At 59.1% G+C, this 15956-nt stretch carries 11 protein-coding genes; 5 read left to right on the top strand and 6 right to left on the bottom strand.

Annotation, left to right across the window (positions count from 1 at the left end; all coding sequences use genetic code 11):
* Positions 1–17: 17 nt before the first annotated feature.
* Both QC816_RS01840 and QC816_RS01835 read right to left on the bottom strand, forming a co-directional pair.
* Positions 18–2174 (bottom strand): ATP-binding protein, encoded by a 2157-nt coding sequence (locus QC816_RS01840; RefSeq protein ID WP_309780676.1) that lies wholly within the window; start codon positions 2172–2174, stop codon positions 18–20.
* Positions 2175–2288: 114 nt separating this feature from the next.
* The gene (locus tag QC816_RS01835) at positions 2289–2789 is read right to left on the bottom strand and encodes a putative pterin-binding protein (RefSeq protein WP_309780675.1); all 501 of its coding nucleotides are present in this window, start codon (positions 2787–2789) and stop codon (positions 2289–2291) included.
* 166 nt (positions 2790–2955) lie between these two features.
* On the opposite strand from QC816_RS01835, the gene QC816_RS01830 reads away from it, so the two are divergent.
* Complete coding sequence (locus tag QC816_RS01830; protein ID WP_309780674.1) at positions 2956–3669, top strand: response regulator transcription factor; 714 nt, start codon at positions 2956–2958, stop codon at positions 3667–3669.
* Between the two features lie 285 nt (positions 3670–3954).
* A complete protein-coding gene (locus tag QC816_RS01825) occupies positions 3955–4203 on the top strand; it encodes a hypothetical protein (RefSeq protein ID WP_309780673.1) in 249 nt (82 codons plus the stop codon).
* A 105-nt stretch (positions 4204–4308) separates the two neighbouring features.
* On the opposite strand, the gene arfA is transcribed toward QC816_RS01825, so the two are convergent.
* Positions 4309–4545 (bottom strand): alternative ribosome rescue factor ArfA, encoded by a 237-nt coding sequence (gene arfA, locus QC816_RS01820; protein ID WP_254902860.1) that lies wholly within the window; start codon positions 4543–4545, stop codon positions 4309–4311.
* Between the two features lie 124 nt (positions 4546–4669).
* Between arfA and QC816_RS01815 the strand changes: the two genes are divergently transcribed.
* Positions 4670–6121 (top strand): phospholipase D-like domain-containing protein, encoded by a 1452-nt coding sequence (locus tag QC816_RS01815; RefSeq protein WP_309780672.1) that lies wholly within the window; start codon positions 4670–4672, stop codon positions 6119–6121.
* Here QC816_RS01815 and QC816_RS01810 read toward each other — a convergent pair.
* Genes QC816_RS01810 through QC816_RS01800 form a run of 3 tightly spaced genes read right to left on the bottom strand, consistent with a single transcriptional unit; the run spans position 6115 to position 11406 of the window.
* Positions 6115–7845 (bottom strand): bifunctional protein-serine/threonine kinase/phosphatase, encoded by a 1731-nt coding sequence (locus tag QC816_RS01810; RefSeq protein ID WP_268902523.1) that lies wholly within the window; start codon positions 7843–7845, stop codon positions 6115–6117. The two genes, QC816_RS01815 and QC816_RS01810, sit on opposite strands and share 7 nt — an antisense overlap.
* Positions 7833–8726: a uroporphyrinogen-III C-methyltransferase gene (cobA, locus tag QC816_RS01805; protein ID WP_264823512.1), complete on the bottom strand. Its 894-nt coding sequence runs from the start codon at positions 8724–8726 to the stop codon at positions 7833–7835. The genes QC816_RS01810 and cobA overlap by 13 nt, the downstream gene beginning before the upstream one ends.
* Positions 8686–11406 carry a nitrate reductase gene (locus QC816_RS01800; protein WP_309780671.1) on the bottom strand — a complete coding sequence of 907 codons (2721 nt, stop codon included), beginning with the start codon at positions 11404–11406 and terminating at the stop codon, positions 8686–8688. Before QC816_RS01800 ends, cobA begins: the two co-directional genes overlap by 41 nt.
* A gap of 699 nt (positions 11407–12105) precedes the next feature.
* Between QC816_RS01800 and QC816_RS01795 the strand changes: the two genes are divergently transcribed.
* A complete protein-coding gene (locus QC816_RS01795; RefSeq protein ID WP_309780670.1) occupies positions 12106–13401 on the top strand; it encodes an NAD(P)/FAD-dependent oxidoreductase in 1296 nt (431 codons plus the stop codon).
* Complete coding sequence (gene nirB, locus QC816_RS01790) at positions 13401–15917, top strand: nitrite reductase large subunit NirB (protein ID WP_422823722.1); 2517 nt, start codon at positions 13401–13403, stop codon at positions 15915–15917. The genes QC816_RS01795 and nirB overlap by 1 nt, the downstream gene beginning before the upstream one ends.
* Positions 15918–15956 lie beyond the last annotated feature (39 nt).

The raw sequence follows: 15956 nt of genomic DNA, 5'->3' as shown, positions 1-15956 counted from the left end.
GAGACATGCGCCTTGCCCTAAAGCTGGCTACAGATCAGTCCCGCGTCCTGCAACGCCTTCTGGGTAGACACCTTGAGGCTCTTCAAGCGTCCCAGATACATGACCAATTCGTCGGGTGTTGCAACGTTCGCGCAACGCTCTATGTGACTAGCCTGCTCGGCAACCGCAACGCAACCTAATGAAAACGCAGCACCTTTCAGGGAATGGGCTTCTTGGGACAGATGCTCGCGCGCCTCTGATGCATTAAACGCTTCAAGCCGCACATAACGTTCATCAAAACGGGTTATAAAAGCGCTCAGCAATGCATCAAGAGATGCTGCGTCAAAGGTGTCTCTCAACTCATTGCAAAGATGCTCATCCAGCAATGGTGGCTCACCGTCATGCTTGTCTACTGGTGGTGCTGGTGAGGTTGGCAAGGCGCCTTGTTCAGTGACATGGCTTGCTGACAGCTGCTGAGTGACCAGGTGGCGGTGTATCCCCCGGTAAAGCTCGTCTCTGGTAAAGGGCTTATGGATCATTTCGTCCATGCCGCTTTGCAGGCAGCGTTCGCGATGCTCGGCCATTACATTGGCGGTCATTGCCAGAATGGGCATGCGCGGCAGTTGATGGTGCGCTTCAAAGGCGCGCCAACGCCGAGTGGTTTCCGGCCCATCTATCGTCGGCATTTGCATGTCCATCAAGACGAGGTCGATCTGCCCGTGATGCGCTTGAAGTTCGTCAAGTGCCTCCTGGCCATTTTCAGAAATGGTCACCTTCGCCCCCAGGTACTCCAGCATTCCTTGTGCAACGGTCTGATTCAATGGGTTATCCTCCACCACCAGAATATGGTGATAGGACGCCAGCACACGGCGTTGTTCGTCAGGGTCGTCGTCCATCATCGGCTCAGCGACATCCATGTTGACCGTGAACCAGAACCGGCTGCCTAATCCTGGCTGACTGCTGACGCCGATATCTCCTTGCATGGCCTCCACTAGCCGTTTGCAAATGGCAAGGCCAAGCCCGGCCCCCTCATGGCGACGCGCAATGGACGCATCGACTTGTGAAAAGGCCGTAAAGAGCTGGGCTTGATGCTCCTCAGAAATACCGCAGCCGGTATCAAGCACCTCAAATAGAATGCTATTGCCAGTTAGTGGTCTTACGTAAAACCGTATAGCCCCTTCTTCCGTAAACTTCAGTGCATTGTTGATCAGGTTCATTATGATCTGCCGCAGCCGTGCAACATCGCCGATAACATAGCGCGGCAATGCAGGGTCGACCCAGTAATAAAAGATGACGTTCGACCTTGACTGTTGCAGTGCATAGCTTTCACAAAGCTCCTCAATGCACTGGTGAAGGTTTAATGTCTGGTAATCAAGATCGAGACGCCCCGACTCGATCTTTGTGTAATCGAGTATATCGTTAATGACGGCGCGTAAACTTTCCGCGCTGCGCTTTAAGGCAGCCAGATAGGTGACAGCCTTCGACGTTTTTACTTCGTCTTTCAATAAATCCGCCATGCCCACTACCCCATTCAACGGGGTGCGAATTTCGTGGCTCATGACCGCCATAAACTCTGACTTCGCCAGACTTGCTTTTTCTGCTCGGCTGGCCGCCTCGTTCAATTCATTGCCTTTGGCCTCTAACGCTCGGGCCTTTTGAATACTGGAACGGCCTTCAAGAATCAGGGCGCGCACCAACATCCCGCCGGATAACATCAGCAAGATGATGAATAGCAGAACAACGCCGTATAGCTGAGTTAATACACGACGCTCATCGCTGCGTGTCTTGGACACGTGGGCGTTGGTCTCGACCAGGATACTGTTGGTAAGCTGCTGCAGGGCTGTCGCCTGTTGATGAAGAATCGAGCTCAACTGACTGCCGAGTGTGGATGGTGTTTCCCATAGAGGGGCAATCAGGGTTTCCATCCTTGCAATATTTGCCTGAGACGCTTGGACATCGTCTTGAATATCTCCCAGCGCTTCAACAGCGGCACCTATTTCTCCCTGCAAAAAAAGTGTTTGTCGGCTGTACAGTATTTCATAACGTACCAGCAGGTCATCAATGGCGGAGTCGCCCGCTTGCGTTTCATGCAATGACAGCCGAAATTCGCGCACTTCTCGATCAAACTGGTACGCCGCCCATAGCAGGTTTTCAAGCAGTCGGTTTTCCAGGGCATTTTGTCGACTGTAAATCACGCCCCCCACCGTGAGGGCCGAAAGAAAAAAAAGGATCGCTGAAAATGTCGCGACCCTGGTGCGGCGGGAGAAATAAAACTTCAATAAAGCCAGCATGTTGGCTGCTCAGTTATATCATTCAATCTCGATACGATTCACCTGCCACACCGAACGCACCAGGATTTCTTCGTTGAGGAGTTCAGGGTGAGTATCAAAAGGGTAAATGACAAATAACGGGCCATGATCGCGTATACGCAGTGTTTTACCATTGGCCTGCATGGCCAGGATCACGTCGTACGCTTCAAAGTCGCTGACCGGTATCGTCGCCGCGTAATCATTCAGTGCCGAGACACGCAAATGCTCTCCATTGGCACCAGCGGCATCGAGTACCGCCCGACCGAGAGGACCCGAAAAACGCACGACACCATCATACCACGGCGTGCGTGAAGCGGTTTCATGTTGAGCCAGCGCTTCCAGCATGGCTTTGTCAAAATGGGCTTCATTGCCGACATTGGTGTGTTCTACCTTGCCGCTCACTACCAGCAAGACACGCCCAACAGGTGCATCCAGTGCAAGGGTCTGGCCAGGCAGTATGACGGCCATTGCAGCAATGATAAAACCCAGATACCGGATCATGGGGAACCTCAGTGTGGTTATTCAAGACACATCAAGTATATAACGACCGTTTGATGACAAACTGTGAACCTTTGTGTCAACGCATCACTATCCACTAGACTTAAGATATGGCTTTTTTGCATCTTCGTGGATGACATTTATAAGTTTATAACTAAGGTCAATCATCATGCATATTGGCGTACTTGAAGACGACCTTGACCAGCAGGCCTTCATCGAACATTGCCTGATCGCCGCAGGTCATTGCGTAGCGCTTTTTGCTCGCGCCAGCGAGCTGACTCGCGCCATTCGTCAGCAAACGTTTGATTTGCTAATTATCGATTGGCGCCTCCCCGACAGCTGCGGCATGGACGTTGTTAGCCACTTGCGGCAGCACGAGAGCTGGCAGGCGCCCATCCTGTTTATCACCGCCAGTCAGGGGGAGGATGACGTCGTCCGTGCTCTGGAGCAGGGCGCGGACGATTTTCTTGCCAAGCCGCTTCGCCCTAAAGAGCTTATTGCCAGGGTCAGCGCGCTGGGTCGACGTGCAGGCTATACGCCCCCACGTCCGGCGGCTGCGTGCCCGGAGGCCTTCACTCTGCACACCGACGAGCATTACATCAGCGTGGCAGGCCAGCCCGTTAATTTGACCGAACGTGAGTATCGCTTGGCAGCCCTCTTTTTTGCCAAGATCGGTGAATTGATCACCCGCCCCCATTTGCTCGAGCTGGTCTGGGGCATCAAGGGAGACGTTTCAACGCGCACTGTCGATACGCACGTGAGCCGCCTGCGCCGAAAATTGGAACTGGATGGCCGCCATGGTCTGCGCCTGCGCAGCGTTTACCAATCCGGGTACCGAATGGAAACCTGCCAAACCGCCAAACATGAACAAATCGCGGAATAAGTTGACGCTTACATAAGCATCGGTTAAAACATAAAGGCTGCCTTGTACAAGGTAGCTTCCTTTTTAAATCACGAGACGTTCTCATGCGCTGGCAAATCCCCGCGACACGAATGAACAAGCTACATCGCATTATGAATAATGCGGTATCAGCTTGTTGCTGTCGCGCGCCAGGGATGTAGTGAGGAAAATGGCCGCGGCAAGTGTCGCGGCCATTTGTTTTATCGTTACCCTTGATATTTCCGGATCGCGATGTTGCCCGGCCTCCTAACCAAGGAGACCGACCCCATGGCAATAGCAACGATGACCCGTAAACTACTCAACGCCATCAAGCACTCGCGCACTCAGCGTCGTCTTTACGAAGATCTGCGTTTTCATGACCCGCACCTGCTAAAAGATATCGGCTTACGCTGGGAGCAGGGTCAACTGGTATCGATTCATGGGGTAGAAGAACCAAGTCAACGCCATCAGCGCCATGAGGCTGAAACCCGCGACGCTCACGAAACCTGTCCCTATTGTGGGAGCCAATTGACCTAGCGAACGCCCCGACCACAGGAAGTGGTCGGGGCGAGTTATTGATTGTGTAAAGCAATCAAAAAGAATGATGGAGGTATGGCCAAATCGCCTAGCGTCAATGCTGGCTCAAGCAACTTGGCGATACCCCCTCAGGACCTTGTGGCTTTTAAGGGAATTGCGTCCTTTACGGGAGTAGCTGCCTTTGCCTTTTTTCGGCGTTTGCTGCTGCATTTTAAACATCGGGGTTCGCAGCTGTGCCTGCAGTGCGTTATCGCGAATGGAATGTTTCTTCACCGTTATCTCCTGATCGAATGGATATACTTGGCACTGGCTAGCGCCGACAATTACGACACCTTGGCTCACCAAGCGTTCCTTTTACCGTGGTACAAAATCTGCGTCTATTGCATTGCAGCTTTTAGCGTACGCACTATCTTAAAGGCACACTCAGCAGCGTTATTGCTGACCATACCTTAGCTTGGGGATTCGGGTGACATTCTTTAAACATTTTGTTCGTTGGTTACGACGTCTGGGTGTCGTTGTTCTGGTCATACTCACTTTCTACTTCACCCTCATGGCGTACCACCAGCTAAAGCCGCTGCCACCCGGCATTTCCCACACCAGCCCAGTTTATCAAATCGATAATGTCGGGTTCTTCCGTGACTTGACGCACCACGCAAATGGCGAACGTCATGTAGATCAGGAAATTTTTGACCAAGTCGAGCGTATGATCGAACGCGCCGACGACTTTATCGTGATCGATAATTTCATGGTCAATGGCTTGGTCAATGATCCCTCCGAAGATTACCCGCCGCTGAGCGACAATCTGGTTGATCAATTGGTTCGCAAACGCGACACCAATCCCGACATGCCGATTGTGTTTATCAGCGATGCGATTAATTCGGGCTACGGCTCCTATCCCGCCGAATGGCTTGACCGCTTGCGCGACACCGACATCGACGTGGTGATCTCTAATCTGACGCCGCTGCGCGATTCGACTCCACTCTACTCGTCTTTCTGGCGCATGGGGCCGCAGTGGCTGGGCGATCTAGGTGGCGAATGGTGGGAAAACCCGTTTGTTGACGATGGCCCCAAGTTCAATCTGGGCGGCTACCTGGAATTGTTCAACATCAAGGCCAACCATCGCAAGGTGGTCATTACCGAGCGCACGGCGCTGATCGCCTCTGCCAATGCCCATGACGAATCCGGCTTTCACGAAAACGTAGCGTTCGAAATCGATGGGCCCATTATCGCTGACTTATTGCGCGCCGAGCAGGCAGTCATCGACCTCGGCGACAGCGGTATTCAACTCCCCAACTACGCGCCGCGGGAGATGCCCGCAACCGGTGAGTTAAACATTCAGTACACCACTGAAAGACAAACGCTTTACAACGTGCTCGACACCATAGAGCGTGCCGCGCAAGACGACGAGCTTTGGCTTGCCATGTATTACCTTGCCGACCGGGAAATCGTCAATGCACTGACCCAGGCCAGCCAGCGCGGGGCTCAGGTTTCACTGATTTTAGACCCCAATAAAAAAGCCTTTGGGCGTGACAAAAGCGGCCTGCCCAACCGCCCGGTAGTCGAAGAACTGATAGAAGATACCGATGGACACATCAATGTGCGCTGGTACGACGTTGAGATAGAACAGTTCCATCCCAAAATGATGATGCTGCGCCAGGCCAACCAAAGCACGATTATCAGCGGCTCGACCAACTTCACCAGCCGCAACATGGATAATTACAACCTGGAAGCCAGCCTGATGATATCAGGCCCTAACGATGCCGAGGTGATGCGGGAGGTGGACGATTATTTCCTGATGCTATGGCATAACGAAGGCGGCGATTACACAGTAGAAGTCGACGAATACCAGAATACCCTGTCCGAATGGCAAAGAGTGCTTTACGGCGTCCAGGCATATCTCAAACTCACGACTTATTGAGGCATATTGACCAAAAGCACCACAATAATGACACCCAGCAAGACACATAGCCACTGCCAGAAACGCACCGGGTCGCGCTCCAGGAGCGGCGGGCGCGATTGCTTCAGGATGCCTGGACTTGGCGAGCGCAGTTCGAAAATAAACTCCGAAAGCGCCGGGTAGCGGTGTTGAGGGTTAGGGTGCAGGGCTTTCTTGAGCACCTCATCCACCCAGGCGGGCAGCGCGCGGTTTTCGCTGACCGCTGACTGATAAGCGAGCTTGCGCTGGGCAGCCCGGGTGCGGGTTTTGGCCACCTCGGTGCCGTAGGGCAGCGTGCCGGTTAGCATTTGATAGGCAATCACTGCTAGTGAATAAAGGTCGGACTGCTCAGTGCCACCCTCGCCCAGAAAATATTCCGGCGCCGTGTATTGGGCGGTTCCGAGTATCGGGTCAACCTCGCCGGCGGAATCCGTTGCTTCTGCAATTCCCGCGATTCGTGTGGCGCCAAAATCAATCAGCCGGACCATACCGTGGCGGTCGATCATGATGTTGTCCGGACGCACGTCCTGATGGAGCATTTCCAGCCGGTGAAAGGCACGCAGCCCCTTGGCCACCTGCTCGATAATATCGCGCACGTCGGCCAGGTCCGGGTCGGGATGGTCGCGCATCCACTGGGTCAACGTCTGGCCTTCAATGTATTCCCAGACGGTATACAGGTAGCGCCTTGGGCCGCGCTGCACGGGCGCGGATAGCACATGGGGATTATGCAAGCGACGCGCGATCCACTCCTCCCGCACAAAGCGCTCGACGCTGGCGGGGTCCTCGGCAAGCTCGGTGGCCAGGGTCTTGACGACCACATGCTGGTCGGCCTGAGGGTCGTGCGCCAGGTAGACGTGACTGCGGGCGCTGGCATGCAGCGGGCGGATGATCTGCAGGCCATCCAGCTCGCTATTCGCACGCAGCTCGGAGGGTGACGGCAGGCGGCCCAAGGACTCGAAAAGCTCGTCGGCCTCGCGGTCGGGTAACGTCTCGATACGCACCAGCTGTGCGGTAAGGTTATCGTCGCTGCCGTTGGCCAGCGCGGCCTCCACCAGGGCTTTTGCGCCGGCCTCAAGGTCTGCCGCGTGGTCCTGGATCAGCGTGACCATCACCTGAGGGGACAGCCATTCGTAAACGCCGTCGCTGGCCAGTAAAAACACATCGCCCTCACTGAGCGAGACGGCACGGTAATCAAGCTCGAGATGCTGGCTTGCCCCCATCGCGCGGCTCAGGTGGCTGACCTCACGCGAGGCCCAGAAACGGTGATCTTCGGTCAAGGGCTCAAGCGTCTTGCCTGCTAACTGGTAAATGCGGCAGTCGCCGACGTGGAACAGGTGCGCCGTGGCCGACTTGATCACCATCGCGCTCAGCGTACACACGTACCCCCGATCCATATCGTAGCGATACTGGCTTTGCCGCGTTTGGGCATACAGCCACGCATTGGTGGCCTGAAGCACCCGCTGCGCCGAGCTTTTGACGCTCCACGGGGCGGGGGTCGCGTAGTAATCGGTCAGGAAGCCGCCCACCGCGGCTTCGGCGGCGTCGCGGCTCACGGCGCTGCTGCTGATGCCATCCGCCAGGGCAACGGCAATGCCTTTTTGTCGCCGCTGGGTGTCGTCGGGCAAACAGGCGCCGTAGAAATCCTGGTTGCTGGGCTTTTGGCCTTTATCGGACCACTGGCCGAGGGAAATGCTCAGCGTTGACATGCATAGCGCGCTTTATTCTCATGGGTTGCAGGGCTTGCTTCGACGCGTTTGACGACGCTACCCACGACAATCACACAGGGCGACGGCAGAGGCTCGGCGGCCAACCGCCCCGGCATATCGGCCAGGCTGCCGACCAGCGACCGCTGGTCAGGCTGACTGGCATTGGCAACCAGCATGATCGGCCAGTCGTCGGGCAGCCCCGCCTCGCGCAGGCCCGCGCAGATCGCGTCCACCTTGGAAAGCCCCATGTAAAACACCAGCGTTTCGTCGCGGCGCGCTAGCGCCGCCCAGTCCGGCGTGCCGTCCTCGCGGCACAGCTGCGCGGTGACAAAGCGCAGCTGCTGGGCATGGCCCCGGTCGGTTAACGGAATGCCCATACAGGCCGCCGCCGAAGATGCCGCGGTAATCCCTGGCACGATGGTGGCCGGCACCTGCGCGGTGGCTAAGGCATCAAGCTCTTCGCCCATGCGTCCGAAAACGGCCGGGTCGCCGCCTTTCAGGCGCACTACCGATTTGCCCTGGCGGGCCAGGCGCACCATGAGCGCACCGATCTCGGCCTGGGGAACACTATGATGGCCCTTGGCCTTGCCCACATAGTGGCGCTCGCCGCCGACGGGCAGCAGCGCCAGCACGTCATCGCCCACCAGGCGGTCGTAGACCACGGCATCCGCCTGCTGCAAAAGCCGCGCGGCCTTGAGGGTCAGCAACTCGGCGTCGCCGCTGCCGGCGCCCACCAGGTACACGTGCCCAGGCCGGCAGTCGTCGCTCAGCGGGAGGGACCGCGACGCATCACGGCCACTGCGGGGCAGCTCAAAGCGGCTCGCCAGGCGCGCCAAGGGGTTACACCATTTCAGAAGCTGGGATTTGCTCAGCGCGCGCATGGGGGCGTTCCTCTTCAAGTAATGATTTCAACTCAGGAATGCAGCTACCGCACTGGGTACCGCACGCCAATCGTGCGCCTAACGCCTCGACGCTGGTATCGCCGCGCCGGATGGCCTCGACAATCGACGTCTGGCCGACCTGATGGCAGCTGCATACCACCGGGCCACTATCCACCGCGCCGTCGTCGCAGCCCGCCAGTAAGCGCCGGCGGTGCGCATCACTCATCGCCTCTTCGTTGAAGCGTGCTTCCAGCCAGGCAAAGCCCGGCAGTTCACTGGGCGGCCCCACCATCAGCCACCAGCTGAGACGCCCGTTTTCGACGCCTGCAGCGCGCAGGCGACCGGTAGCGGCATCTTCACACCACAGCGCCGGCGACGCCGACAGCCACTCGCCCATCTGGTGGAACCAGTCACTGACGGCCCCACCATCGGCCAGCTGCCAGCGCTGGCAGCCGCGCATAGGGATTCGCGTCCAGTAATCGCTTGCACACCAGCTCGGCGCGTCAGGCAGCGACGCCAGGGCGTGATCAGCAACAAACAGCGTCGCCTGCCAGGCGGTCGGCAGGGCCGCCAGAGCCACGGCACCGTGCTTGGCTTCCGGCTGTCCGGACAGCGGGTCAGTAATGCCTTCGATCAAGGCGCTGCTGCGCGCACTATGGGTAAAGCAGTCGGTCCAATGAATCGGCACGAACACCTCGCCGCGCCGCTGGCTATGGGCCACCCTCACCCGAGCGCGATACTCACCGTTGGCCGCGGTCAACACGCCGAGCGACTGGTCGGTGACGCCCGCCTGGGCGGCATCGTCCGGATGCACCTCCATGAAAGGCTCGGCGCGGTGGTTCATCAGCCGCGGCGACCGCGCGGTCCGCGTCATGGTATGCCACTGGTCGCGAATCCGTCCGGTATTCAGACGCAGCGGATAGGCGGCACTCAGGGCTTTCTCCGGCCCACGCGGGGTAATCGGCAACAGCTTAGCCCGGCCGTCGGGCGTGGCGAACCGCCCCGCTTCGAACAAGCGCGCGGTACCCTGGGGGGCATCGCGATTCACCGGCCACTGGATCGGCGCGAGCGCATCATAGCCCTCGCGGCCAAGCCCGGCCAGCCCTGAAATATCGAAAAGGCGCTGCGTGGCGCCGGTATTGTCCACGCCGGAGAGCCGTGCGTGCTCGTCGAATATCTCGCTTGGGTGAGTGTAATCAAACGCCCCCCCGAAACCCAACTGCTTAGCCACATCGCAGATAATCTGCCAGTCGTGGCGCGCCTCGCCGGGGAGTGGCAGCATGCCCCGCTGGCGCGAGATGCGCCGCTCGGAATTGGTCACGGTGCCATCTTTCTCGGACCACCCGGACGCGGGCAGCACAATGTCGGCGTAGGGCAGCATATCGGTATCCGCCGCGCATTCCGAGACGATCACCAGCGGGCATTTTTCCAGTGCGGCCCGCACGCGGGCGGCATCGGGCAGGCTAATCGCCGGGTTGGTGGCCATCACCCACAACACCTTGATCTCGCCGCGTTCGATCGCATCAAAGAGATCGACCGCCTTGTGGCCGGGGCCTTCCGGCAGGATGGGCGCGAGGTTATCGGTTGCCCAGAAGCGGCTGACCAACTCGCGCGCGCCGGGGGTATCGTAATCCATGTGCGCGGCCAACTGGTTGGCCAGACCACCGACTTCACGCCCGCCCATGGCGTTGGGCTGACCGGTGATCGAGAACGGCCCAGCCCCGGGCAGGCCGATCTTCCCACCGGCCAAATGACAGTTAATGATGGCGTTGCACTTGTCCGTTCCGCTGGACGACTGGTTGACCCCCTGGGAATACAGCGTCACCACGTGGAGCTGGCTTGCAAACCAGTAATAGAAGGTTTCCAGGCGTTCGGCATCCACGTCGCAGGCCGTCGCCACCTCGGCGAGCGAACCCGCCGTTTGTTGCGCCGCGTCCAGCGCCGCGTCAAGGCCTTGGGTGTGGCGCTCGAGGTAGACATGGTCCAGCTTGCGCTTGGCCGCCATCCACGAAAGCAGCCCGTTGAACAAGACCGCATCACTACCGGGCTTGATGCCCAGATACAGATCGGCAATCTCGCAGCTGTCGTTCACCCGCGGGTCAATGACGACGACCCGCATCAACGGATTGCGCTCCTTGGCGACTTTAATCCTCTGATAGAGCACCGGGTGGTTCCAGGCCAGATTGGACCCCACCAGCACCACCAGCTCCGCCTCTTCCAGATCCTCGTAGTTGCAGGGCACAGCGTCGGCACCGAAGGCGCGCTTGTAGGCGGCCACCGCCGACGCCATGCACAGCCGCGAGTTGGTATCCAGGTGCGGCGTGCCCAGAAAGCCCTTGAACAACTTGTTGGCTACGTAATAGTCCTCGGTCAGCAGCTGCCCTGACAGATAGGCCGCTAAACACTGATTGCCGTGGGCGTGACGCAGCGTGTTCATGCGCTCGGCGGTGGCGCTCAAGGCGGTGTCCCAGGACACATCCTTGCCATCCACCCGCGGTCGTGTCAGGCGGCCCTGTTCGCCCAGCGTTTCGTGCAGCGCCGAGCCTTTTACGCATAGCCGGCCGAAGTTGGCGGGATGGTCGCGGTCGCCCTCCACGGCGCTGAGGGTGCCGTCTGCCACGGTCGCGGTAACGCCGCAGCCAACGCCGCAGTAGGGGCAGGTCGTTTTGGCTTGGTGCATGGTGACTCCTCGGCTGATTGCCAACGCCGCACATAAAAAAACGCCCAGGCTGCTGACCCTGTTGCGCAAAGCGCAAGGCGATCAGCAGGCTGGACGTCGTTGCCGCAGCGGGCACCGTTAAAGGTGCCAAACGTATTGTGTGAAGATATTTATTTGTCTAACAACGTTATTGGGCTTATTCGCTGCCACTGTTTTCTTGATGAACACACTGCAATGTGCGTTTGTTGCTTATGCCTGGATAATTGCAAAGGCTACGCCGTCACCGCGAACTTTCAGAAAAAAATTAAATAAAACAGTATTTTAAAAAATCGAAACAGCACCTTGCGATCACCACCCTACTGCACACGGCTTGGTAGTTTGGGTGCTGAGGGTGCAACCCCACACCCGATACGCACCAACAGCGTGCATCTCGCCTGGGAAGCGACTTACAGGCACTTTTTTCTACTTATTTTCAACGTGATGAAAATAAAGCAAAAAAACGTCATGCACTGGGTTTGGCCGTGGGTTTGCTTACTACTAACAAGACATTCGTTGGTAATCGTAAATCTGTCGGCAGCCAATGGCGGCTGCCCCGCATTACCAGACGCTGCCGGGCAATGGCGCCCCTGATCCCGTTTTTCCTGATGCTAGGTAAAACGCTGGGTCGGGGGCGTTTTTGTTTGGCGCTCAAGCAGCCGCAACGACACAGAGGAGTCACCTATGGAAACCGCTTCCCGGTGCTCACCTAATGATCATCTCGTCATTATCGGTAACGGCATGGCCAGCCACCGTCTGGTGGAAGCCTTGGTCAACCAGCCGCAACGCCCCAGGGCGATTACCGTGATCGGGGCAGAGCCGACGCCTGCCTACAACCGCATCCTGCTTTCACCGCTGCTGGCGGGCGACATGCAGCACGATGCACTCACCCTGCGCGATGCTGCCTGGTACGCCGACAACGACGTGACGCTTCACCTGGGCGAACAGGTAGAGACCATCGATCGTGGGAAACGCCTTCTGACCACCGACCGTGGACATGCTATTCACTACGACCGACTGGTGCTGGCCACCGGCTCGCGCCCGGCGCTGCCCAACGTGCCCGGCATCAAGCTTGGCGGTGTCCACGGCTTTCGCGACCTCGACGATGCCGCCGAGCTGGAGGCAATCGCCAAGCGCGGCGGCCATGCGCTGGTCATTGGCGGTGGCCTACTGGGCCTGGAAGCCGCTGAAGGGCTGCGCAAGCGCGGCAACGAGCTGAACGTCAGCGTGCTCCAGCGCAGCGACCGCTTGATGAATCGCCAGCTCGATGCCACCGCCGCCGATCTACTCAAAGACGCGCTGGCAAAGCGCGGGCTGAACATTCTCACCCAAGCACAGCTCGCAAGGCTCGAAGGCGACGCCAACGGCCAGGTATGCGCCGCGGTGCTCAAGGATGGGCGCCGCCTGCCCACCGATAGCGTCATCATCGCCGCGGGCATTACGCCCAACGCCGACATCGGGCGCAACGCCGGGCTCACCACCGAGCGGGCCGTGATGGTCGATGCGTACCTGACGACGTCAGACCCGACGATTTATGCCCTGGGCGAGTGCTGCCAGTTTGAGCAGCATACCTATGGACTGGTCGAGCCGATTTGGCATCAGGTCGAGGTATTGGCGGCGACCCTCAGCGGTGAACCCACCGACGGCTACCGCGAAGTGCCCACGGCCACCAAGCTCAAGGTAAGCGGCGTTGCGCTTTATGCGTTCGGCCCTACCGACCCTGGACCCGAGCACGACGAGCTGCGTTACCAGGACCCGCAAAGCGGCGACTACCGCCGCCTGCTGTTACGCGACGGGCGTCTCGAAGGCGCCGTGCTGTACGGCGATACCCGCCACGGCCCGTGGTATTTCGAGCAGGCCTTGGCCGGCACCGACCTGAGCGCCTCTCGCCAGGCGCTGCTATTCGGCGCCGCCGACGTAGAAGTGCTCAAAGATCAGCAGAACGACACACCCCATTTATCGACCTCAGAGGCGGCATAATGATGTCTTCCAAGAATCCCGAACAGCTCATTATTATTGGTAACGGCATGGTCGGCCACCACCTGGTCGAACAGCTGGTCGACAACGGTGCCCTCGAGCGCTATCAGGTCACCGTGTTCGGCGAAGAGCGCCACCGGGCCTACGACCGAGTGCATCTATCCGAATACTTCAGTGGCCGCGATGCCGATTCGCTGGCGCTTTGCGAGGCGGATTACTACGCCACCAGCGGCGTGGAGCTGCACACCAGTGAAGCCGTCATCGAGATCGACCGCGGCGCGCAGGAAGTGGTGACCGACCAGGGCCGCTACCGCTACGACAAGCTGGTGCTGGCCACCGGCTCCTACCCCTTTGTGCCGCCGATTCCCGGCAACGACCGTGACGGCTGCCTGGTGTATCGCACCCTGGATGATCTGGACGACATTCGCGCAGCGGCGGAAAACGCCACTAACGGCGTGGTGGTCGGCGGCGGTCTGCTGGGCCTGGAGGCCGCCAATGCGCTGCGCGGTTTGAACCTCGATACCGCCGTGGTGGAATTTGCCTCGCGGTTGATGCCCATGCAGGTGGATAACGAAGGCGGCGAGCTGCTGCGCGAAAAAATCGAGGCGTTGGGCGTGCAGGTGCTCACCGAGCGCGCCACCCAGCGCATCGAAGACGGCGACAACAGCCATCACCGCATGGTCTTCCAGGACGACAAGGTGCTGGAAACCGACCTGATCGTGTTTTCCGCCGGGATTCGCCCCCGCGACCAGTTGGCCCGGGACTGCGACCTGGACATCGGCGAGCGCGGCGGCGTGGTGGTCGACGATCAATGCCGCACCAGCGACCCTGCGATTCTTGCGATTGGCGAAGTGGCGTTGTGGAACCAGAGCATTTTCGGCCTGGTCGCCCCCGGCTATCAGATGGCCAAGGCGGCGCTCGCCACGCTGACCGACGGCAATACCCGCTTTGGCGGCGCGGACATGAGCACCAAGCTCAAACTGCTCGGCGTGGATGTGGGCTCGATTGGCGACGCCCACGGCAACCAGAATCCGGGGGCGCGGATGTTCCGCTACCTCGACCCGTTGACCCAGGTGTACCGCAAGATGGTGGTATCCAGCGACGGCAAGAAGCTGCTGGGCGCCATGCTGGTGGGCGATAACGCCGCCTACGATACCCTGCTGCAGTATTACGCCAACGGCATTGAGCTGCCCGACGAACCCGCCTCGCTGATTCTGCCGCAAAGCAGTGGCGCCGCGCCCACGCTCGGCCCTGGTGCACTGCCGGAAACCGCCACCATCTGCTCGTGCCACAACGTTACCAAGGGCGATATTTGCGCCACCATCGATGACGGCGCCGTCGACCTCGGCGGTGTCAAAGGCGTCACCAAAGCCAGCACCGGCTGCGGTGGCTGCACGGCGCTGCTCAAAAGCGTGGTGGATCATGAACTGGAAGCCCGGGGCGTGGAAGTCGATAAATCGATCTGCGAGCACTTTGCCTTCACCCGCCAGGAGCTTTACGACATCGTGCGTGTTGAGGGTATCAAGACCTTCAGCGAGCTGATTGGCAAGCACGGCAACGACGATACCCACCGGCTGGGCTGCGATATCTGCAAGCCCGCCGTGGCCTCGATTCTCGCCTCCTGCTTCAACGAGCCGATCACCGACGCCGCCCACGTGCCGCTCCAGGACACCAACGACACCTTCATGGCCAACATGCAGAAAAACGGCACCTATTCGGTGGTGCCGCGTGTCGCCGGTGGTGAAATAACCCCCGACAAGCTGATCGTGCTCGGCGAAGTCGCCAAGAAATACGGCCTCTATTCCAAAGTCACCGGCGGCCAGCGCATCGACCTTTTCGGCGCACGCCTGGAAGACCTGCCGGATATCTGGGGCGAGCTGATCGAAGCCGGCTTCGAGACCGGCCACGCCTACGGTAAGTCGCTGCGCACCGTGAAGTCCTGCGTGGGCAGCACCTGGTGTCGTTACGGCGTGCAGGACAGCGTAGGCATGGCGATCCAGTTGGAGAACCGCTACAAGGGGCTGCGCTCGCCGCACAAGATCAAGTTTGGTGTATCTGGCTGCACCCGCGAGTGTGCCGAGGCGCAAAGCAAGGATATCGGCATTATCGCCACGGAAAACGGCTGGAACCTTTATGTGTGCGGCAACGGCGGCATGCGCCCGCGCCACGCCGAACTGTTCGCCACCGACCTGGACGACGAGCAGCTGTACCGCACCATTGACCGCTTCCTGATGTTCTACGTGCGTACCGCCGATCGCCTCCAGCGTACCTCGGTATGGCGTGAAAACCTCGACGGCGGCCTCGACTACCTCAAGGAAGTCATCCTGGAAGACAGCCTGGGCATCAACGACGAGCTGGAGCATCAGATGCAGACCGTGGTGGATACCTACCAGTGCGAATGGGCGGATGCCATTAGCGAACCAGAGAAGCTCAAGCGCTTCAGAAGCTTCGTCAACGACGACCGCCCCGACCCGTCGATCATCATGACCAGTGAGCGCGGCCAGCTTCGTCCCGCTTGATCGACGCGTTGACTGACTCTGAATAAAAACGAGGTACCT

This window comes from Vreelandella janggokensis, from assembly GCF_031451615.1.
Classification (GTDB): Bacteria; Pseudomonadota; Gammaproteobacteria; order Pseudomonadales; family Halomonadaceae; genus Vreelandella; species Vreelandella janggokensis.
This window is presented reverse-complemented; position numbering and strand designations above follow the sequence as displayed.

Coding starts and splice junctions, on each gene's coding strand:
- nirB (WP_422823722.1), top strand. CDS start 13,401: ATGATGTCTTCCAAGAATCCCGAACAGCTCATTATTATTGGTAACGGC.
- QC816_RS01810 (WP_268902523.1), bottom strand. CDS start 7,845: ATGTCAACGCTGAGCATTTCCCTCGGCCAGTGGTCCGATAAAGGCCAA.
- QC816_RS01825 (WP_309780673.1), top strand. CDS start 3,955: ATGGCAATAGCAACGATGACCCGTAAACTACTCAACGCCATCAAGCAC.
- QC816_RS01835 (WP_309780675.1), bottom strand. CDS start 2,789: ATGATCCGGTATCTGGGTTTTATCATTGCTGCAATGGCCGTCATACTG.
- QC816_RS01800 (WP_309780671.1), bottom strand. CDS start 11,406: ATGCACCAAGCCAAAACGACCTGCCCCTACTGCGGCGTTGGCTGCGGC.
- cobA (WP_264823512.1), bottom strand. CDS start 8,726: ATGCGCGCGCTGAGCAAATCCCAGCTTCTGAAATGGTGTAACCCCTTG.
- QC816_RS01795 (WP_309780670.1), top strand. CDS start 12,106: ATGGAAACCGCTTCCCGGTGCTCACCTAATGATCATCTCGTCATTATC.
- QC816_RS01830 (WP_309780674.1), top strand. CDS start 2,956: ATGCATATTGGCGTACTTGAAGACGACCTTGACCAGCAGGCCTTCATC.